Source organism: Pseudomonas sp. Irchel s3h9 (assembly GCF_900187475.1).
Lineage (GTDB): Bacteria > Pseudomonadota > Gammaproteobacteria > Pseudomonadales > Pseudomonadaceae > Aquipseudomonas > Aquipseudomonas neuropathica.
In genome coordinates this window covers 60,992-79,503 of the sequence record NZ_FYDH01000008.1, presented here as the reverse complement: position 1 = coordinate 79,503, position 18,512 = coordinate 60,992, and the positions used below count along the sequence as shown (strand labels likewise).

Below are 18,512 nucleotides of genomic sequence, written 5' to 3'. Positions count from 1 at the left end.
CGGCCTGCCGATGGGGCAAAAGATCAAAAACCAAAGCAAGATCAAAAGCCAGATCAAAAGCCAGATCAAAAGCCAGATCAAAAGCCAGATCAAAAGCCAGATCAAAAGCCCCTCACCCTAGCCCTCTCCCGGAGGGAGAGGGGACTGACCGAGGTGTTTGGTAGAGTTACGCCGACGTGAAAGTCCGAGTTGAACGCAAATTTTCACAGGCCCACCATCGGCTCTCTCTCCCTCGGGAGAGGGCTGGGGTGAGTGGCAAGAGCACCAAAAACCCAAAGCCGAACACCCGCTTTTCACCACTCAATAGGCCGAGTGTCAGCTCGCCTGCTTTTGATCTTGATCTGTAAGGCGACGTCGGAAGGCTGAGTGGAGGGATTGATCCGGGGGTGGGAGCGCAGCGACCGTTTGGCGAAGCCAAACACAGCGGAAGGAGGTGCAGCGAAGCAAACCGGAGCCGCTGCGCCCGGATCGATCCCGGAGCGAAGGAACCCGAGCCTGCGAGGGCCGAACGCAGGAGCAAGCCTTTTGGGTTACCTTTTTGGCGTTTGAAAAAGGTGACCCGCCGTAAGGGCGGAACCGTAATCAGCAACACCCGCAAAAACGGATATTCACCCAGAACCCCAGGAGCATGGTCGGCCCAAAGGCCGCCAAGACACAAAAAAAAAGGGGCAACCGAAGTCGCCCCAAAATGCCTTGCGTGCTCATCAATCCAGAAGAATCACTTCTTGCGCTTATTCGCATCCTTCCAGATAAAAAATCCAAACCCTGCAAAAAACAGAACCATCAGCCCTACAGTCAGGACCCCGGCAAACACCACGTTATCGAAAAACATGACTGGCCTCCTGGCCCCTGCTCTGCTGCGATGGGACTAAGTTACCAAACACACAGGCGCACAAATTGACCGGGATCAATACCAGCAACGAAGGGGGATAAAGGAGGGAAAATAACTGACCTGCATCAACGGATGCAGGGGGAGATCAACGCTTTTTCGGCTTGTTTTTCGACTTTTTCTTGGCTTTTCCCAGCGGCATAGCCTGCTCGAACGCTTGGCGCACCTCGTTCAGGCGCTTTTCTTTAATGTCATGCACACGCTTGGCGCGCTCAGTGCTGAGGTCAATCAATTTGTCGTCTTGGCTCATGGCGTCAGTACATCACTTGAAAGAATCACAACTGCCACATCACCGGCAGGACTGCGCCAATAATGCAGCCTCAGACGCGCGCTGACCAGCCGGCGCGCCCCACGCGGTACAGCGACTCAAATCTCGATATCGACCCACAAGCCCTGACGCGGCTGATCTTCCATCAGCGGCACCACCGGCACGGTGTTGTCGGCATTCAGTTCGGTACCGGGCACCGCCAGGTGTTCTTCCGGGTCTTCGTCGGCTTCGCGACGACGGCGATCACGTTCTTGCTGACGGCGCTGCTCTTCACGCGCCAGCAGTCGATCCTCTTCCGGGTCGCGCTTTTGCAGATCGATCGTGCTTTCGTTGGAGCTTTCCTGCACCGGCACCACCGGAGGAATGTCCGGCCGCTGGCGGATCGGATCCTGCTGGGAAGTGATCGGCACAGCGCTCAGGGGGAGCATCGGTGGCAACATATATGGGGTCTCCTGTCAGCAGGCTATCGGCTGCGGCAAAGGCGCCTTGAGCCACTGGTCGAAAATCTGTGACGCACTTGGCACGTGTAGGAGCTGCCGAAGGCTGCGATCTTCATCAGACAGCTCAAACCTCAAGGGTTCTCAAAGATCAAAAGATCGCAGCCTACGGCAGCTCCTACGCCAGTAATCTTTGGCCCTGAAGCCTGCATTCCGTTAAGATAGCCCGCTTTTTCAAGGTGGGAGTCAGGCAGCATGGCGCAGCAGTATCAACCGGGGCAACGCTGGATCAGTGACAGCGAAGCAGAGCTTGGTTTAGGCACCGTTCTGGCACAGGACGGCCGCTTGTTGACCGTGCTTTACCCGGCCACTGGCGAAACCCGCCAGTACGCGCTACGGAATGCGCCCCTGACCCGCGTGCGATTCTCGCCGGGCGACAGCATCACCCACTTCGAAGGCTGGAAGATGACCGTGCAGCAAGTCGACGACGTCGACGGGCTGATGGTCTATCACGGTCTCAACGGGCAGAACGAAGCCGTCACCCTGCCGGAAACCCAGCTGTCGAACTTCATTCAGTTCCGTCTGGCCAGCGACCGTCTGTTCGCCGGGCAGATCGACCCGCTGGCGTGGTTCTCGCTGCGTTACAACACCCTCGAACACACCAGCCGCCAATTGCAATCGTCGCTCTGGGGCCTGGGTGGCGTACGCGCTCAGCCAATCGCGCACCAATTGCACATTGCTCGCGAAGTCGCCGACCGCATCGCGCCGCGCGTTCTGCTGGCGGACGAAGTGGGTCTGGGTAAAACCATCGAAGCCGGTCTGGTGATCCATCGCCAACTGCTCTCGGGCCGCGCCAACCGCGTGCTGATCCTCGTCCCGGAAAACCTCCAGCACCAGTGGCTGGTCGAAATGCGCCGCCGCTTCAACCTGCAAGTTGCGCTGTTCGACGAAGAACGTTTCATCGAAAGCGATGCCACCAACCCGTTCGAAGACACCCAACTGGCGCTGGTCGCGCTGGAATGGCTGGTCGACGACGAAAAGGCGCAAGACGCACTGTTTGCTGCCGGTTGGGATTTGCTGGTGGTCGACGAAGCCCACCACCTGGTCTGGCACGAAGAGAAAGCCAGCGCGGAATATTCGCTGGTCGAGCAACTCGCCGAAGTCATTCCGGGCGTGCTGCTGCTCACCGCCACCCCGGAACAACTCGGCCAGGACAGCCACTTCGCCCGTCTGCGCCTGCTCGACCCGAACCGTTTCCATGACCTGGCTGCCTTCCGCGCCGAGAGCGAGAACTATCGCCCGGTGGCCGAAGCCGTTCAGGAACTGCTCGACAAGGGCCGTCTCTCGGCCAAAGCGCACAAAACCATTCAGGGTTTCCTCGGCAACGAAGGCGAAGCCTTGCTGACCGCTGTCAACGATGGCGACACCGAAGCCAGCGCGCGCCTCGTGCGTGAACTGCTCGATCGTCACGGCACCGGCCGCGTGCTGTTCCGTAATACCCGCGCCGCCGTGCAGGGTTTCCCGGAGCGCAAACTGCATCCGTACCCGCTGCCATGCCCGGACGAATACCTCGAACTGCCGCTGGGCGAACACGCCGAGCTGTACCCGGAGGTCAGCTTCCAGGCCCAGCCGGACGCCAGCGAAGAAGAGCGCTGGTGGAAATTCGACCCGCGTGTCGAGTGGCTGATCGATCAGCTGAAAATGCTCAAGCGCACCAAGGTGCTGGTGATCTGCGCCCACGCCGAAACCGCGATGGACCTGGAAGACGCCCTGCGCGTGCGTTCCGGCATCCCGGCCACGGTGTTCCACGAAGGCATGAACATCCTTGAGCGTGACCGCGCCGCCGCCTACTTCGCCGACGAAGAGTTTGGCGCGCAAGTGCTGATCTGCTCGGAAATCGGCAGTGAAGGTCGCAACTTCCAGTTCGCGCACCACCTGGTGCTGTTCGATCTGCCGTCGCACCCGGACCTGCTCGAGCAGCGTATCGGTCGTCTCGACCGGATCGGCCAGAAACACATCATCGAACTGCACGTGCCGTACCTGGAAACCAGCCCGCAAGAGCGCCTGTTCCAGTGGTACCACGAAGCGCTGAACGCGTTCCTCAACACCTGCCCGACCGGCAACGCCTTGCAGCATCAGTTCGGCCCGCGCCTGCTGCCGTTGCTCGAAGAAGCCGACGACAGCGAGTGGCAAGCGCTGATCGACGAAGCGCGCACCGAGCGTGAGCGTCTGGAAGCCGAGCTGCACACCGGTCGTGACCGTCTGCTGGAACTCAACTCCGGCGGCGCCGGCGAAGGTGAAGCGCTGGTCGAGGACATCCTTGAGCAAGACGATCAGTTCGCCCTGCCGATCTACATGGAAACCCTGTTCGACGCGTTCGGCATCGACAGCGAAGACCATTCGGAAAACGCCCTGATCCTCAAGCCGAGCGAGAAGATGCTCGACGCCAGTTTCCCGCTGGGCGACGACGAAGGCGTGACCATCACCTACGACCGCAATCAGGCGCTGTCGCGCGAAGACATGCAGTTCATCACCTGGGAACACCCGATGGTGCAGGGCGGCATGGACCTGGTGCTGTCCGGTTCGATGGGCAACACCGCCGTCGCGCTGATCAAGAACAAGGCGTTGAAGCCGGGCACCGTGCTGCTGGAACTGCTCTACGTCAGCGAAGTGGTCGCGCCGCGTTCGCTGCAACTGGGCCGTTACCTGCCGCCGGCCGCCCTGCGCTGCCTGCTCGATGCCAACGGCAACGACCTGTCTCCACGAGTCTCGTTCGAAACCCTGAACGATCAGCTGGAAAGCGTGCCGCGTGCCAGCGCCAACAAGTTCATCCAGGCCCAGCGCGATCAGCTGACGCCACGGATCAACGCCGGTGAAGACAAGATCGCCCCGCGTCACGCCGAGCGCGTGGCCGAGGCCCGTCGCCGTCTGGCGGCCGACACCGACGAAGAACTGGCGCGTCTGACCGCGTTGCAAGCGGTCAACCCGACCGTGCGTGACAGCGAACTGGATGCGTTGCGCCAACAGCGTGAGCAGGGTCTGGCGATGCTGGATAAAGCGGCGTTGCGCCTGGAAGCGATTCGGGTGTTGGTGGCGGGTTAATCGCCCTGCTCCAGCGCTGAAAACAGAAAGGCCCGCAGCGATGCGGGCCTTTTTGTTTGCCTGTTATTTACTTGCCGATGCTAAGGGCCCTATCGCGAGCAGGCTCACTCCTACAGTTGGAATGCGTCCCCCTGTAGGAGTGAGCCTGCTCGCGATAGCGGCTATGCAGTCGCCGCAGCCACTTCTGGCTCAACCACCGCAACCAACCCCTCCTTCATCCGCTGCGCATCGCGCACAAAACACCGCGCCGCCAGAAACAGAAAGACCATGGTCAAAAACAGCGCCACCGGAATCAGGTACATCGCATCATGCAGCCCGACTGCCTTGAACGCTTCGGTCATCTGCTCCGCCCCCGCCGCCAGCATCGCCGTGTGCGCAAAATGATCCGACAAGCCCCCCACCACCACCGGCCCCAGACCACCGCCCAGCAGATACAACCCGGCAAAGAACAACGCCATCGCCGTCGCTCGCAGGCGCGGTTCGACCACGTCCTGAATCGCCGTATAAACGCAGGTGTAGAAGTTGTAGGCGAACAGCCAGCCGACGCTGAACACCGCCACGAATACACCGATCTCGATACGCCCGGCGTGCAGCGCCCACGCCGTGCACAGCGTTGAAATGATCAGGCTGAACGCGGCAAACAACAGTCTCCCGTTGGCCACACGCTGGTGAATTTTGTCGGCAATCCAGCCGCCCAGGGTCAAGCCGACCAGCCCGGTCACGCCAACGATAACTCCGGTGGCCACCGCCGCTTCCTGCAACGGCATGAGGAAATAGCGTTGCAGCATCGGCACCAAAAACGAGTTACAGGCATACGTCGCAAAGTTGAAGCACAACCCGGCCATCACCAGCCAGAGAAAAGTCGGCACCGCCAGAATCCGCCGGATCGGCTTGTCGACCTTTTCTTGCGAAACCTGCACGGTTTCCGCCGCCCCGCGCTTCGGCTCTTTAATGAAGAACATGAAAATCGCTAGGATCAGCCCTGGTACTGCGGCAATAAAGAACGGCGCACGCCAGCTGTCGAACGCCTTGACCATCGCCCCGATGGTGAAAAACGCCAACAACAGCCCTAACGGCAAACCGAGCATGAATATGCCCATCGCCCGCGCCCGACGATGGGCAGGAAACAAATCACCGATCAGCGAGTTGGCCGCCGGCGCATAACTGGCTTCACCGATGCCGATGCCCATGCGCACGATCAGGAAGCTCCAGAAACTGCCGACCAGGCCATTGACTGCCGTCAGCGCACTCCACGTCGCCAGGCCCCAGCCCATCAGCTTGCTGCGCGAACCGGTATCGGCCATCCGCCCCAGCGGCAGTCCGGCAATCGCGTAAACAATGGTGAATGCGGTACCGACGATGCCCAGTTGAAAGTCACTGAGGTGCCATTCCATGCGGATCGGCTCGATGATGATCGCCGGAATGGTGCGGTCGAAAAAGTTGAACAGGTTGGCGAGGAACAGCAGGAACAGAATGCGCCAGGCATTCGCCGCTTGGGTCGAGTTCTGCATGGGTCCGTCTCTTTATTGTTATAGGGCTTCACTGCCACCGCATCCGAGCCCGGAACCTGCAATCTAGTCAGCCGCGCAAAGGCTGTCTGTGATCATTCGTCTGCCTGATATCGACCCATGGCACTGTAACGAAACGTAAGCCCTTGATAAGCCTGAAATCCCCCGAAAACCGGGGCTTTTGCGGCAAAACCTTGCCACAAAAAAATAGTTTCCTGCCCCCCTTCCCAAGTCTGCGGCAAAGCCTAGAATGGCCGCCGGATCCGTCCGGATCTCCCGATCAATCCCTTTGATACCCTCGCCCATGTCTGAAGTCAGTCCGTGTCTGAATTGCGGTGCCTGCTGTTCCCATTTTCGCGTGTCTTTCTTTTGGGGTGAGTGCGCATCTTCCGGCGGCACGGTGCCTGATGAACTGGTCACACAGATCAGCCCCAGCCGGGTGGCGATGAACGGCACCGACTGCAAATCGCCGCGCTGCACGGCGTTGGTCGGCGAAGTCGGCAGCGAGGTGAAGTGTTCGATTTATGAACTGCGTTCCAGCCCCTGCCGCGAATTCGAGTCGTCGTGGGAAAACGGCGAGCAGAATGTCGATTGCGATAAGGCCCGCGCGCGTTTCGGCTTGCCGCCCCTGCAACCCGATTGGGCGCAAATCCCTTTCGAACAGATCGCTTAAGCTTTTAGCGCCAATCGCTATGACGCTAATGCCAAAATCATTAGCGCCAATGTGCCACTACCGCTTGCACGCCGAAATCGGCCTCTATACTCCTGACATTCAACTGCGTTCAACGCGCACTCGGGACGACTTCAGAGACGGGGCATGCTATGGAGTGGCTTGGTTTGCAGTTTGTTGCCGAGCTGCCGGAGAGCGGGCAGGTCATCCTCGATTGCAGTCACAACCCTCTCCTGGTGATGGTTGCGTATCTGGTCGCCTGCGCAGCCAGTTTCGCCACCCTGGATATGGCTGAGCGCGTTGTAAATGCCGAAGATCCGGGATCGCGGCGGATCTGGCGCTGGATCGGCGCGACCTGCCTGGCTGGCGGCATCTGGGCCATGCATTTTATCGGCATGCTGGCTTTCCAGACACCGATCGACATTCAGTACGACCTTGGTATCACCCTTTTCTCGTTGCTGATCGCCCTGCTCGCCTCTTGGCTGGCCATGCAAACTTTGAGCGAAGCGCAGCCGAGTGCGTTGCATTGCTTGAAAACCGCGTTTGTCATCGGCCTGGGCATCGCCGGCATGCATTACGTTGGCATGGCGGCGATGAAGTCGAGCGCCACCGCCTACTATCAGCCAGGACTGTTCGCACTGTCTGTGGCGATCGCCATCGGCGCCAGTTTCGCCGCGCTGTGTGTGGCCCGCTATCTGAGCGAAGGCAGCGGCGTGGCGCATCAGTTGCTCAAGTACGGCGCTGCGCTGATTCTCGGCGCTGGCATCATCAGCATGCATTTCACCGGCATGGCTGCGCTGGATCTGGTTCTTCCCGAGGGAGGCCTGACAGCGAGCGGCGGCGATAACGGGCATCTGCAACTGGGCCTGACCGTGGCGCTGATCATCCTGCTGATCCTTGGCAGTGCGATCAGTGCGGCGCTGGCCGACAAGAAACTGCAGAACAAAGAAGAGGACCTGCGCCGCGTCAACGCCCTGCTCAGCCAGCTCGATCAGGCGCGCATGTCGCTGCAACAAGCGGCCAACTACGACGCCCTGACCAACCTGATCAACCGCCGCGGGTTCAACCAGATCTTCGCCGAGAAACTCTGCCAGAAAGCCACCGAGGGCGGCATGCTCGCGGTGATGTTTCTCGACATCGACCACTTCAAGCGGATCAACGACAGCCTCGGCCATGACGCCGGTGACGAACTGCTCAAAGTCATCGCCCAGCACATCAAAGGCTCGGTGCGCAGCCATGAAGACGTGGTCGCGCGTTTCGGCGGCGACGAGTTCTGCATCCTCATCAATCTGCGTGACCGCGAAGAAGCCCGCAACATGGCCCAGCGCATCATGCTCAAGATGAAGGAGCCGATCGAACTGGCCGGACGCCGCATGGTGATGACCACCAGCATCGGCATCAGTCTGTTTCCGGAGGATGGCAGCACCTGCGAAGAATTGCTCAAACACGCGGATCTGGCGCTGTATCAATCCAAAGGCGCGGGGCGCAACGGCCTGCATTTTTTCAGTTCCAACCTCAAGACCCGCGCCAGCTTCGAGCTGCAACTGGAAGAAGAATTGCGCCACGCTTTGCGCGAAGAAAACGGCCTGACGCTGTATTACCAACCAATCTTCGAACTGAAGACCGGCCGCGTCACCAAGCTTGAAGCACTGATCCGCTGGCAGCATCCACTGCACGGGTTGCTGACCCCGGATCGCTTTATCTCTATCGCCGAAAATAATGGCCTGATTGCCGAACTGGATAATTGGGTGCTGCGCCGGGCCTGCAAGGATCTGGGCGAACTCTCGCGGCATGGCTGCGAAGAACTGAGAATTGCCTGGAACTGCTCTCCGCTCAACCTCACCCGGGAAGAACTGGCCACGGAAATCGAAAGCGCATTACGCACCGCCGGGGTGGCGCCGGGACGGCTGGAACTGGAAGTCACCGAAAACGCGTTGATGGGCAACATTGCCAACACCCTGGTGCTGCTGCGTCAGATTCGTGCGCTCGGTGTGTCGTTGTCGATCGACGACTTCGGCACCGGTTATTCCTCGCTGGCCTACCTCAAACGCCTGCCGCTCAACACCCTGAAAATCGACCGCTCGTTTATCCTCGACATTCCCACGGCGACCGCCGACATGGAGATCGTCCAGGCGATCATCGTTATGGCGCACACCCTGCATTTACAGGTGGTGACCGAAGGCGTGGAAAGTCTGGAGCAGTACGAATTCCTTGAACGCTCGGGCTGCGATTTCATCCAGGGTTACCTGCTCAGTCGCCCCGTGCCGCTGGACGAGTTGCGCCCGGTGCTGGAAGAAATCAATCAGCGCAAGCATTCACACACGGTCAATCCGCTGATTCTGGCGCGCGGTACATTTGCACCAGTGTCGCTGGATCCTGCGCCAAATAGCCTTGCGCCCCATGCAGGCGCATCAGTTGTGCGGCCAATCCGCTGATCGGCGTCGCCGAACCCTGTTCGCGGGAGAATTTGACGGCGGTGTCGAGATCCTTGAGCAATGTGCGCACGTGCCATTTGATCGGTTCGAAACGGCTGTCAGCCATTTGCGGGGCGAGGATCTGCAACGGTTTGGAGTCGGCAAAACCACCGGCCAGCGCTTCGGCGATCAGGCTCGCATCGACCCCCGCTTGCTCGGCGAGCGCCACCACCTCGGCAATCACCAGCGCGTTGCAGGCGACGATCATCTGATTGCAGGCCTTGGTCACCTGCCCCGCACCGATGCCGCCCATGTGCGTGACGCGCTGACCGAGATTGAGCAACACCGGGCGCACCCGCTCAAGATCCGCAGCGTCACCACCGACCATGATTGCCAGACTGCCCGCCTCGGCACCCACCACGCCACCGGACACCGGTGAGTCCAACCAGGCCATGCCGGTTTTCTCCGCCAGTTCTGTGGCCATCTCGCGCGTGGCGGTCGGCTCAAGACTGGAAAAATCCACCAGCAACTGGCCTCTCTTCGCGCCTTCGGCAACACCAACAGGGCCAAACACCACCTCGCGAACCACCGCCGTATCGGCCAGACACAGCATCACCACGTCAGCGTGTTCGCACAGTTCAGCGGGGCTCGCTACCTGTCGCGCGCCGGCCTCGACCAATGGCGCGCACTTGGCCGGGTTGCGGTTCCACACGGTCAGCGGATAACCCGCCGCCAACAAACGCCGGCACATGGGCAGGCCCATCAGACCGATTCCGGCGAACCCCAACGAAGGTAGCGTTGACATCATTTTGCCTCTTTTCGATTAAAGATCGCCGAATAATGGCCGATTCATCAACGATCAGGAAAGGATTCCCCCCAGCGACAGTCAGGCCAAAAACCTGATGCTCGGGCTCAATTCGCGCACAAAGACGCGAGATCTTATTCCGTGAGGTTCGCAGGCAAAAGCCCACGAGCCAACCCAGTCCAGGTATATGGCGCACAATGACTTCTAAAAACAATCCCGCCACTGCGGTATCCGATCTGACTTTGAGCCCCGCCGCCAACAGCCCGTCACCGTCGAAGCCATTGCTGCCGTCGCGCCCGCTGTCGACTCAGCAATACCTGTACTTCACCGAAACCAATACCGACCGCATCCTCGACAACCTCGACGGTTTGCGTGATCTGGTGTTCCCGCGCCCACCGCACCTGGAAGGCGACAACGAACAGCACAACGACCAGGAATTCCCGTCTGTGTGCCTGATCGGCCTCGGTCGCTGCGGCTCCAACATCGCGCTCGATGTCGCGGAGCTGGTGTACAACGCGCGCAAGTTTTACCTCAACGAATTCAACAACGAAGACCGCGCGGCAGATCGGCGTCTGGCCGACAAGGGCTACAGCCCGGCCCAGTGGATCAAGAACAACCTGCGCATCGGCCCGAACAAATCGACCAAACCGGTGTTCCTGGTCGAACCGCTGGTGATGCTCGGCGACCTCGACAAGGACATCGCCGGGCGCATCCGTTTCTCGCGTAAGGGCGAGAAAAGCGGCTTCCTGCGCGACTACAGCAAAATGAAGATCATGGACTTGTCCGAAGTCCACGCCGGTGGCGCCGGTAACGCGCCGATCCTCGGCCAGTACCTGGCGAAGATCATCCTCAACAAGGACACCCAGCGCTTCTCTAGCCCTGACTGGAAAATGATCCATTCGTACCTGATCGACAGCTGCGGCATCAAGGCCAACCAGTCGCGCCTGTATTTCTCGATCTTCAGTGCCGGCGGCGGTACCGGTTCCGGCATGGCTTCGGAGTTCGGTCTGGCCCAACAGCACTCGTACATGAACAAGACGTTCGACACCAAGCCGATGGATGAGCATGACGGCAAGAGCGGGCATTCGTTCGTGTTCGAACCGATCTTCACCAGCGGCATCTGCGTGCTGCCGAACATCTCCGATCACCGCAGCGAAATGTCCGAGGCGCTGCACATCAACGCCGGTCGCCTGCTGTGCAAATATCTTTCGGAAGAGTGGGATTTCTCCTACAACTTCGCCAATGAAGACAGCAGCGAAGCCAGCGTCATGGGCCGTATCCGCCCTTGGAACGCAATGATGCTGATCTCCAACGACATCATGCGTTACGCCGAAGAAAGCGATGACGGCAACATCCAGAACATTGATGTCAATGCGATGGAGAAGCACGCCAATCAATACATCTCGCAGCAGATCTTCAACATTCTGACAGCGCAGGCCGTCACCACCGACTACGACCAGAACTACTTCCGCCGCGCCGGCATCGACATCGGCGAAACCATTCGCCTCGACGCCAACGACCTGTTCATGAGTCTGGCCGGCCCGGTGGCAATTGCCTACGCCGAATCGGTGGTGCCGGAAACCCCGCCACCGAGCAGCGACAAGTTCAAGGTGTTCGACAAAGAGCCGCAGCGCCTGAACATCGACGACCTGTTCTTCCGCTCGATCGACCTGCCGCACTTCAACAAAGTCACCCAGGCGATTGAAGGCATCAGTCTGTTGCCGATTGAGTCCAAGCGTTATCGCGCTTCGCTGGAGCAGTACAAGAATTCCGGCTACGACGCTGCCGCGCTTCACGACCTGCACTTCTTCAAGAACTGCTCGTCGGTGGTCTCGATTGTCTCGTTGCCGAAAGACTACAAGCTGTCGTACATGGACCTGAACCGGTTGAAGACTCACCTCAACAGCCTGTTCCCCAACACCACGCTCAAGCGTTACGCGCTGGTGATCGGCGCCTCGGCCAACCTCTCGCTGACCACCCTGATCGCGAAGAGCCCGTGCCTGTCGGATGACTTCCTGACCTTGATCGTGGCGTTTATCAAGCGCTGCTTCGCGAAGAACCCGTACCGTTTCGACGAGACCCTGGACAACTCGATCCTCGATTTCATCATCAACGAAGAGTTCGACGAAGACCGCATCGACGACCTGCTCAACGAATTCGAGAACCCGGCGAAGATCCTCGACACTAACTGGTATGCAATAAAACCGATGTACGAGAAGAAGTACCGCGAGTTGATCAACGACAAAGAGAAGTTTGTCTCGATCAACGACATTCGTTTGTCGCGTGATTGCGTGAAGAAGTCGATCAAGTACCTGCGCGAGATTTACCGTCACCGGATTGGCAAGACCAAGGTTATTTCCCTCAATAACCATACCGGCAAGTCGTTCTCGGTCTGATCTGATCTGAGAACGAGTCGCCCCATTCGCGAGCAGGCTCGCTCCCACAGGGGAATACATTCCAAATGTGGGAGCGAGCCTGCTCGCGAAGAGGCCTTCAAATTCACTGAAGATTTCGGCCTTTCCAATATCCAGAAACAATTAAGCAGCCGTTAGGCTGCTTACTAAACTGTTCCCGTTACGTTTACGTCACCGTGAGCCCGCCTGCGCTTGTGGTGTTTCTCTACGGCAACGTGCCATCACGCTACTCCGCTACACACTTTTCGCTGATGGCTGGTCGCACTATCACGGTGCGACGTCAGCAGCGACTGCCCTTTCCTGGATCATAATCCACGGCGAAACCACCACCGCCCACAACGACGGATCGCGCTCGAAAAGATCCAGCGCCCGCGTTTCAGACAGCTTGGCGACTCTGTCTTCGGCCAGCCAGGCAGCCACTTTCTCGCCATCATCCGACGCCACGGCCTCGGCAGCGGCGATCAAATCCAGCGCAGGGTCGACCCACAATAGGGCACCCTTGGCGAAGAACGGCTCCAACTCTTTCCAGGTAATAGATGCGGTTTCACCAAGCAGCTTGGCATAGAGGGTGCTAGGTTCTTGATTCATGGGTGCTGTCCGGAAAAGAAATCGACGCGAATAATAACGTCGGTGGTCCGCCAGCAAAACCCGGTTGCAAATGGCTGCACCGAACGAAAAGAGCAGGAACGCCAGGGAATGCTGCTGATTGGGATATATGCCCACGAACGCCCCGCCGCAATTCTGTCTTTTTCATTCAAAAATGCGACACCCCGAAGTTTTGCCCCTCGGCGCCCGCTTCCCAGGCTGACAACCGGCGCTCTACACTGTACCGGTACAGTTGCCGGGGGCATTTCCGGAGGGTATCGCAAAGATATCTGACCCGGTTCTGCTGCTACGGCGCCAGAACTCAAAAAAATTACAACAGTAAGAGTGGAGCACTATGACTAAGGCTACTAAGCAGATTTCCAAACTGTTTGCCGCTATGGTTCTGGCCGGGGTTGCCAGCCATTCGTTCGCAGCTGACACCATCAAAATCGGTATCGCCGGTCCTAAAACCGGTCCTGTAGCCCAGTACGGCGACATGCAGTTCAGTGGCGCGAAAATGGCCATCGAGCAAATCAACGCCAAGGGCGGTGTCGACGGCAAGAAGCTCGAAGCCGTTGAATACGACGATGCCTGCGATCCGAAACAAGCGGTAGCGGTCGCGAACAAGGTCGTCAACGACGGCGTCAAGTTCGTGGTTGGTCACCTGTGCTCCAGCTCCACTCAACCGGCTTCGGACATCTACGAAGACGAAGGCGTGATCATGATCACCCCGGCTGCCACCAGCCCGGACATCACCGCCCGTGGTTACAAAATGATCTTCCGCACCATCGGTCTGGACAGCGCCCAGGGCCCTGCCGCCGGTAACTACATTGCCGATCACGTCAAACCGAAAATCGTTGGCGTGCTGCACGACAAACAGCAGTACGGTGAAGGCATCGCCACCGCTGTGAAATCGACCCTCGAGAAGAAAGGCACCAAGGTTGCCGTGTTCGAAGGCGTCAACGCCGGCGACAAAGACTTCTCGGCGATCATCGCCAAACTCAAACAAGCCAACGTCGACTTCGTTTACTACGGCGGCTACCACCCGGAGCTGGGTCTGATCCTGCGTCAAGCCCAGGAAAAAGGCCTGAAAGCCAAGTTCATGGGTCCGGAAGGCGTGGGTAACGACTCGATCACCCAGATCGCCAAAGACGCGGCCGAAGGCCTGCTGGTGACCCTGCCGAAATCCTTCGACCAGGATCCAGCCAACATTGCCCTGGCTGATGCTTTCAAGGCGAAGAAAGAAGATCCGAGCGGCCCGTTCGTGTTCCCTTCCTACTCGGCGGTTGAAGTGATTGCCGAAGGCATCAAGGCAGCCAAGTCCGAAGACGCGACCAAAGTGGCTGAAGCCATTCATGCCGGTACCTTCAAGACGCCTACTGGCGATCTGAGCTTCGACGCCAAGGGCGACTTGAAAGACTTCAAATTCGTAGTCTACGAGTGGCACAACGGCAAGCCGAAAACCGAAGTGTCACCTCAGTAAGGCGCTGCCTGACTGACTGCCAATAAAGCCCACGGCGTGCCGTGGGCTTTGTTTTACGAATGTATTGGGCCGCGCTGGCGTGATCCGCCAGTCTCCCCACCTGAAAATCTCAAAACCGTCATCAGCGGTTCGCTGGCAAAACCCGGATTCGAAGTGGATAAAGATCCACGGGGCCGGGCGGGAAAATGACTCCACCAGTGAAATGCGTATCAGGTTTTTAGGAGCGCTGTAATGCCTGACATCTATCACTTCTTCCAACAGCTGGTTAACGGCCTGAACGTTGGCAGCATGTATGCCCTGATCGCCATCGGCTACACGATGGTCTACGGCATCATTGGAATGATCAACTTCGCCCACGGCGAGGTGTACATGATCGGTTCCTACGTGGCGTTCATCGCCATCGCCGGGCTGACCATGATGGGACTCGACAGTGTCCCGCTGTTGATGACCGCAGCGTTTATCGCCAGCATCGTCGTCACCAGTTCCTACGGTTACAGCATCGAACGCATTGCCTACCGCCCGTTGCGCGGCAGCAACCGTCTGATCCCGCTGATTTCCGCAATCGGTATGTCGATCTTCCTGCAGAACACCGTTCTGCTGGCGCAAGACTCCAAGGACAAAGCTATCCCCAACCTGATTCCGGGCAACATTGCCTTCGGCCCAGGTGGCGCACAAGAAGTGCTGATTTCCTACATGCAGATCGTGGTGTTCGTGGTGACCCTGATCGCCATGCTCGGCCTGACCCTGTTCATCTCCCGCTCTCGCCTGGGTCGCGCCTGCCGCGCCTGCGCCGAAGACATCAAGATGGCCAACCTGCTCGGCATCAACACCAACAACATCATTGCCCTGACCTTCGTCATCGGTGCCGCGCTGGCGGCCGTTGCGGCTGTGCTGCTGAGCATGCAGTACGGCGTAATAAACCCGAACGCCGGTTTCCTCGTCGGCCTCAAAGCCTTCACCGCAGCGGTACTGGGCGGTATCGGCAGCATCCCCGGCGCCATGCTCGGCGGGCTGGTGCTTGGGGTGGCGGAAGCCTTTGGTGCCGATATCTTCGGCGACCAGTACAAGGACGTCGTGGCTTTCGGCCTGTTGGTTCTGGTGCTGTTGTTCCGTCCGACCGGCATTCTGGGCCGTCCGGAGGTTGAGAAAGTATGACTAGGAATCTTAAACAGGCGCTGTTCAGCGCTTTGCTGGTGTGGGCCGTGGCCTACCCGGTACTCGGTCTGAAACTGACCATCGTCGGCATCAACCTGGAAGTGCACAACACCAGCCCGGCCGTGCTGGCGACCATCGCCATCTGCTCGGTACTGATGTTCCTGCGCGTGCTGTTCAATCAGCAGATCAGCAAGGCCTGGCGATCCTCGCCGGGCTTGCCGCTGATTCCGGCCAAGGCCAGCAACTTCCTGACCCTGCCGACCACCCAGCGCTATTTCATCATTGCGCTGATCCTGGTGGCGCTGGTGTGGCCGTTCTTCGGCTCGCGTGGCGCGGTGGACATCGCGACGCTGATCCTGATCTACGTGATGCTCGGCCTCGGCCTGAACATCGTCGTCGGTCTGGCCGGTCTGCTTGACCTCGGTTACGTCGGCTTCTACGCCGTCGGCGCCTACAGCTACGCGCTGCTGTCGCACTACTACGGCCTGAGCTTCTGGATCTGCCTGCCGATTGCCGGCCTGATGGCGGCGACGTTCGGTTTCCTGCTGGGCTTCCCGGTGCTGCGTTTGCGCGGTGACTATCTAGCGATCGTAACCCTCGGCTTCGGCGAGATCATCCGTCTGTTCCTGCGTAACCTGACCGACATCACCGGTGGCCCGAACGGCATCAGCAACATCGAGAAACCGACGTTCTTCGGCCTGACCTTCGAACGTAAGGCCGCGGAAGGCATGCAAACCTTCCACGAGTATTTCGGTCTGCAATACAACTCGATCAACAAGGTGATCTTCCTGTACCTCGTTGCCCTGTTGCTGGCGCTGGCCGCACTGTTCGTCATCAACCGCCTGCTGCGCATGCCGATCGGCCGTGCCTGGGAAGCGCTGCGTGAAGACGAAATCGCTTGCCGTGCGCTGGGGCTGAATCCGACGATCATCAAGCTGTCCGCCTTCACCCTCGGCGCTGCGTTCGCCGGTTTCGCCGGTAGCTTCTTCGCTGCACGTCAGGGTCTGGTGACGCCGGAGTCGTTCACCTTCATCGAGTCGGCGATCATCCTCGCCATCGTCGTGCTGGGTGGCATGGGCTCGCAACTGGGCGTGATTCTCGCGGCCGTGGTGATGATCCTGTTGCCGGAAATGATGCGTGAGTTCAGTGAGTACCGCATGCTGATGTTCGGTGCCCTGATGGTGTTGATGATGATCTGGCGTCCACAAGGTCTGCTGCCGATGCAACGCCCACACATGGAGTTGCGAAAATGAGCCGCGAGATCCTTAAAGTCGAAAACCTGAGCATGCGCTTCGGCGGCTTGCTGGCGGTCAACGGTGTGGCCCTGACCGTCAAAGAAAAACAAGTGGTTGCATTGATCGGGCCGAACGGCGCGGGCAAGACCACTGTGTTCAACTGCCTGACCGGTTTCTATCAGCCCACCGGCGGCAGCATCCTGCTGGACGGCGAGCCGATCCAAGGCCTGCCGGGCCACAAGATCGCCCTCAAAGGCGTGGTGCGCACCTTCCAGAACGTGCGCTTGTTCAAGGACATGACGGCGGTCGAAAACTTGTTGATCGCCCAGCACCGTCACCTCAACACCAACTTCCTGGCCGGTCTGTTCAAGACCCCGGCGTTCCGCAAAAGCGAGCGCGAGGCCATGGAATTTGCCGAGTACTGGCTGGAAAAGGTCAACCTCAAAGAGTTCGCCAACCGTACCGCCGGCACCCTGGCCTACGGTCAGCAACGGCGTCTGGAAATCGCTCGCTGCATGATGACCCGTCCACGGATCCTCATGCTCGACGAACCGGCGGCCGGTCTGAACCCGAAGGAAACCGAAGACCTCAAGGCGCTGATCGGCGTGCTGCGTGAAGAGCACAACGTCACCGTGCTGCTGATCGAACACGACATGAAACTGGTCATGAGCATTTCCGACCACATCGTCGTGATCAACCAGGGCACGCCTCTGGCCGACGGCACACCGGAACAGATCCGCGACAATCCTGAAGTGATCAAAGCCTACCTGGGGGAAGCGTAAATGCTGCAGTTCGAAAACGTTTCCACCTTCTACGGCAAGATCCAGGCCCTGCACAGCGTCAACGTCGAAGTCCGTCAGGGCGAGATCGTGACCCTGATCGGCGCCAACGGTGCCGGCAAGTCCACGCTGCTGATGACGCTCTGCGGTTCGCCGCAAGCGCATAGCGGCAGCATCCGCTACATGGGTGAGGAACTGGTCGGCCAGGACTCGTCGCAGATCATGCGCAAGAGCATCGCGGTGGTGCCGGAAGGTCGTCGGGTATTCGCCCGTCTGACCGTTGAAGAAAACCTCTCCATGGGCGGCTTCTTCACCGACAAGGGCGACTATCAGGAACAAATGGACAAGGTCCTCGGCCTGTTCCCGCGCCTGAAAGAACGCTTCAACCAGCGCGGCGGCACCATGTCCGGCGGCGAACAGCAAATGCTCGCCATCGGCCGTGCGCTGATGAGCAAGCCGAAACTGCTGCTGCTCGACGAGCCGTCACTGGGCCTGGCACCGATCATCATCCAGCAGATTTTCGACATCATCGAAATGCTGCGCAAGGACGGTGTGACCGTGTTCCTGGTCGAGCAGAACGCCAACCAGGCGCTGAAAATCGCTGACCGCGCCTACGTTCTGGAGAACGGCCGTGTGGTCATGCAAGGCACCGGTGAAGCGCTGCTGACCGACCCGAAAGTACGCGAGGCGTACCTCGGCGGTTGATGTGTTTCGCCCAACAAAAAAACGGCCTTCGGGCCGTTTTTTTTGTGCCTGGCATTCCTCCCT

General features: G+C 59.2%; 15 protein-coding genes. 9 read left to right on the top strand and 6 right to left on the bottom strand.

The annotated features are described in order from the left end of the window. Positions 1 to 718 precede the first annotated feature (718 nt). The 3 genes from ccoM to CKW26_RS14820 all read right to left on the bottom strand — a co-directional run bounded on the left by ccoM (position 719) and on the right by CKW26_RS14820 (position 1,597). The gene (gene ccoM / locus CKW26_RS30375) at positions 719 to 832 is read right to left on the bottom strand and encodes a cytochrome c oxidase subunit CcoM (protein ID WP_003222396.1); all 114 of its coding nucleotides are present in this window, start codon (positions 830 to 832) and stop codon (positions 719 to 721) included. A gap of 145 nt (positions 833 to 977) precedes the next feature. After that, positions 978 to 1,139 (bottom strand): hypothetical protein, encoded by a 162-nt coding sequence (locus CKW26_RS30060; protein WP_007918490.1) that lies wholly within the window; start codon positions 1,137 to 1,139, stop codon positions 978 to 980. A gap of 116 nt (positions 1,140 to 1,255) precedes the next feature. Continuing rightward, positions 1,256 to 1,597 carry a hypothetical protein gene (locus CKW26_RS14820; RefSeq protein ID WP_003222394.1) on the bottom strand — a complete coding sequence of 114 codons (342 nt, stop codon included), beginning with the start codon at positions 1,595 to 1,597 and terminating at the stop codon, positions 1,256 to 1,258. Between the two features lie 252 nt (positions 1,598 to 1,849). Here CKW26_RS14820 and rapA point away from each other — a divergent pair, with 252 nt between their 5' ends. Continuing rightward, positions 1,850 to 4,696, top strand: a complete 2,847-nt coding sequence (rapA, locus tag CKW26_RS14815; protein WP_095049149.1) for an RNA polymerase-associated protein RapA — start codon at positions 1,850 to 1,852, stop codon at positions 4,694 to 4,696. A 161-nt stretch (positions 4,697 to 4,857) separates the two neighbouring features. Here rapA and CKW26_RS14810 read toward each other — a convergent pair whose 3' ends face one another. Then, a complete protein-coding gene (locus CKW26_RS14810) occupies positions 4,858 to 6,207 on the bottom strand; it encodes an MFS transporter (RefSeq protein ID WP_095049148.1) in 1,350 nt (449 codons plus the stop codon). A 301-nt stretch (positions 6,208 to 6,508) separates the two neighbouring features. Between CKW26_RS14810 and CKW26_RS14805 the strand changes: the two genes are divergently transcribed. Both CKW26_RS14805 and CKW26_RS14800 read left to right on the top strand, forming a co-directional pair. Then, the gene (locus CKW26_RS14805) at positions 6,509 to 6,877 is read left to right on the top strand and encodes a YkgJ family cysteine cluster protein (RefSeq protein WP_034155003.1); all 369 of its coding nucleotides are present in this window, start codon (positions 6,509 to 6,511) and stop codon (positions 6,875 to 6,877) included. 149 nt (positions 6,878 to 7,026) lie between these two features. Next, positions 7,027 to 9,309 (top strand): bifunctional diguanylate cyclase/phosphodiesterase, encoded by a 2,283-nt coding sequence (locus tag CKW26_RS14800; protein ID WP_095049147.1) that lies wholly within the window; start codon positions 7,027 to 7,029, stop codon positions 9,307 to 9,309. On the opposite strand, the gene CKW26_RS14795 is transcribed toward CKW26_RS14800, so the two are convergent. Next, positions 9,200 to 10,096: an NAD(P)-dependent oxidoreductase gene (locus tag CKW26_RS14795; RefSeq protein ID WP_176471292.1), complete on the bottom strand. Its 897-nt coding sequence runs from the start codon at positions 10,094 to 10,096 to the stop codon at positions 9,200 to 9,202. The genes CKW26_RS14800 and CKW26_RS14795 overlap by 110 nt on opposite strands. Before the next feature lie 194 nt (positions 10,097 to 10,290). Between CKW26_RS14795 and CKW26_RS14790 the strand changes: the two genes are divergently transcribed. Beyond that, positions 10,291 to 12,489 (top strand): hypothetical protein, encoded by a 2,199-nt coding sequence (locus tag CKW26_RS14790; RefSeq protein ID WP_095049146.1) that lies wholly within the window; start codon positions 10,291 to 10,293, stop codon positions 12,487 to 12,489. A gap of 285 nt (positions 12,490 to 12,774) precedes the next feature. Here the strand turns inward: CKW26_RS14790 and CKW26_RS14785 are convergent, their stop codons facing one another. Further along, positions 12,775 to 13,095: a DUF2288 domain-containing protein gene (locus CKW26_RS14785; RefSeq protein WP_095049145.1), complete on the bottom strand. Its 321-nt coding sequence runs from the start codon at positions 13,093 to 13,095 to the stop codon at positions 12,775 to 12,777. Between the two features lie 352 nt (positions 13,096 to 13,447). Here CKW26_RS14785 and CKW26_RS14780 point away from each other — a divergent pair, with 352 nt between their 5' ends. From CKW26_RS14780 to CKW26_RS14755, 5 genes are all read left to right on the top strand, one after another. Continuing rightward, a complete protein-coding gene (locus CKW26_RS14780; protein WP_016986598.1) occupies positions 13,448 to 14,575 on the top strand; it encodes a branched-chain amino acid ABC transporter substrate-binding protein in 1,128 nt (375 codons plus the stop codon). A gap of 231 nt (positions 14,576 to 14,806) precedes the next feature. After that, positions 14,807 to 15,730 (top strand): high-affinity branched-chain amino acid ABC transporter permease LivH, encoded by a 924-nt coding sequence (livH, locus tag CKW26_RS14770; RefSeq protein ID WP_007918526.1) that lies wholly within the window; start codon positions 14,807 to 14,809, stop codon positions 15,728 to 15,730. Next, on the top strand, positions 15,727 to 16,983 hold the full coding sequence (locus tag CKW26_RS14765; RefSeq protein ID WP_093438700.1) for a high-affinity branched-chain amino acid ABC transporter permease LivM: 1,257 nt from the start codon (positions 15,727 to 15,729) through the stop codon (positions 16,981 to 16,983). The genes livH and CKW26_RS14765 overlap by 4 nt, the downstream gene beginning before the upstream one ends. After that, the gene (gene livG, locus CKW26_RS14760; RefSeq protein WP_041478028.1) at positions 16,980 to 17,747 is read left to right on the top strand and encodes a high-affinity branched-chain amino acid ABC transporter ATP-binding protein LivG; all 768 of its coding nucleotides are present in this window, start codon (positions 16,980 to 16,982) and stop codon (positions 17,745 to 17,747) included. The genes CKW26_RS14765 and livG overlap by 4 nt, the downstream gene beginning before the upstream one ends. Further along, positions 17,748 to 18,449: an ABC transporter ATP-binding protein gene (locus CKW26_RS14755; protein WP_008082262.1), complete on the top strand. Its 702-nt coding sequence runs from the start codon at positions 17,748 to 17,750 to the stop codon at positions 18,447 to 18,449. The last annotated feature ends 63 nt before the right edge of the window (positions 18,450 to 18,512 follow it).

Coding starts and splice junctions, on each gene's coding strand:
- ccoM (WP_003222396.1), bottom strand. CDS start 832: ATGTTTTTCGATAACGTGGTGTTTGCCGGGGTCCTGACTGTAGGGCTG.
- CKW26_RS14805 (WP_034155003.1), top strand. CDS start 6,509: ATGTCTGAAGTCAGTCCGTGTCTGAATTGCGGTGCCTGCTGTTCCCAT.
- CKW26_RS14785 (WP_095049145.1), bottom strand. CDS start 13,095: ATGAATCAAGAACCTAGCACCCTCTATGCCAAGCTGCTTGGTGAAACC.
- CKW26_RS14795 (WP_176471292.1), bottom strand. CDS start 10,096: ATGATGTCAACGCTACCTTCGTTGGGGTTCGCCGGAATCGGTCTGATG.
- CKW26_RS14810 (WP_095049148.1), bottom strand. CDS start 6,207: ATGCAGAACTCGACCCAAGCGGCGAATGCCTGGCGCATTCTGTTCCTG.
- CKW26_RS14820 (WP_003222394.1), bottom strand. CDS start 1,597: ATGTTGCCACCGATGCTCCCCCTGAGCGCTGTGCCGATCACTTCCCAG.
- CKW26_RS14790 (WP_095049146.1), top strand. CDS start 10,291: ATGACTTCTAAAAACAATCCCGCCACTGCGGTATCCGATCTGACTTTG.
- CKW26_RS30060 (WP_007918490.1), bottom strand. CDS start 1,139: ATGAGCCAAGACGACAAATTGATTGACCTCAGCACTGAGCGCGCCAAG.
- CKW26_RS14755 (WP_008082262.1), top strand. CDS start 17,748: ATGCTGCAGTTCGAAAACGTTTCCACCTTCTACGGCAAGATCCAGGCC.
- CKW26_RS14765 (WP_093438700.1), top strand. CDS start 15,727: ATGACTAGGAATCTTAAACAGGCGCTGTTCAGCGCTTTGCTGGTGTGG.
- rapA (WP_095049149.1), top strand. CDS start 1,850: ATGGCGCAGCAGTATCAACCGGGGCAACGCTGGATCAGTGACAGCGAA.
- CKW26_RS14780 (WP_016986598.1), top strand. CDS start 13,448: ATGACTAAGGCTACTAAGCAGATTTCCAAACTGTTTGCCGCTATGGTT.
- CKW26_RS14800 (WP_095049147.1), top strand. CDS start 7,027: ATGGAGTGGCTTGGTTTGCAGTTTGTTGCCGAGCTGCCGGAGAGCGGG.
- livH (WP_007918526.1), top strand. CDS start 14,807: ATGCCTGACATCTATCACTTCTTCCAACAGCTGGTTAACGGCCTGAAC.
- livG (WP_041478028.1), top strand. CDS start 16,980: ATGAGCCGCGAGATCCTTAAAGTCGAAAACCTGAGCATGCGCTTCGGC.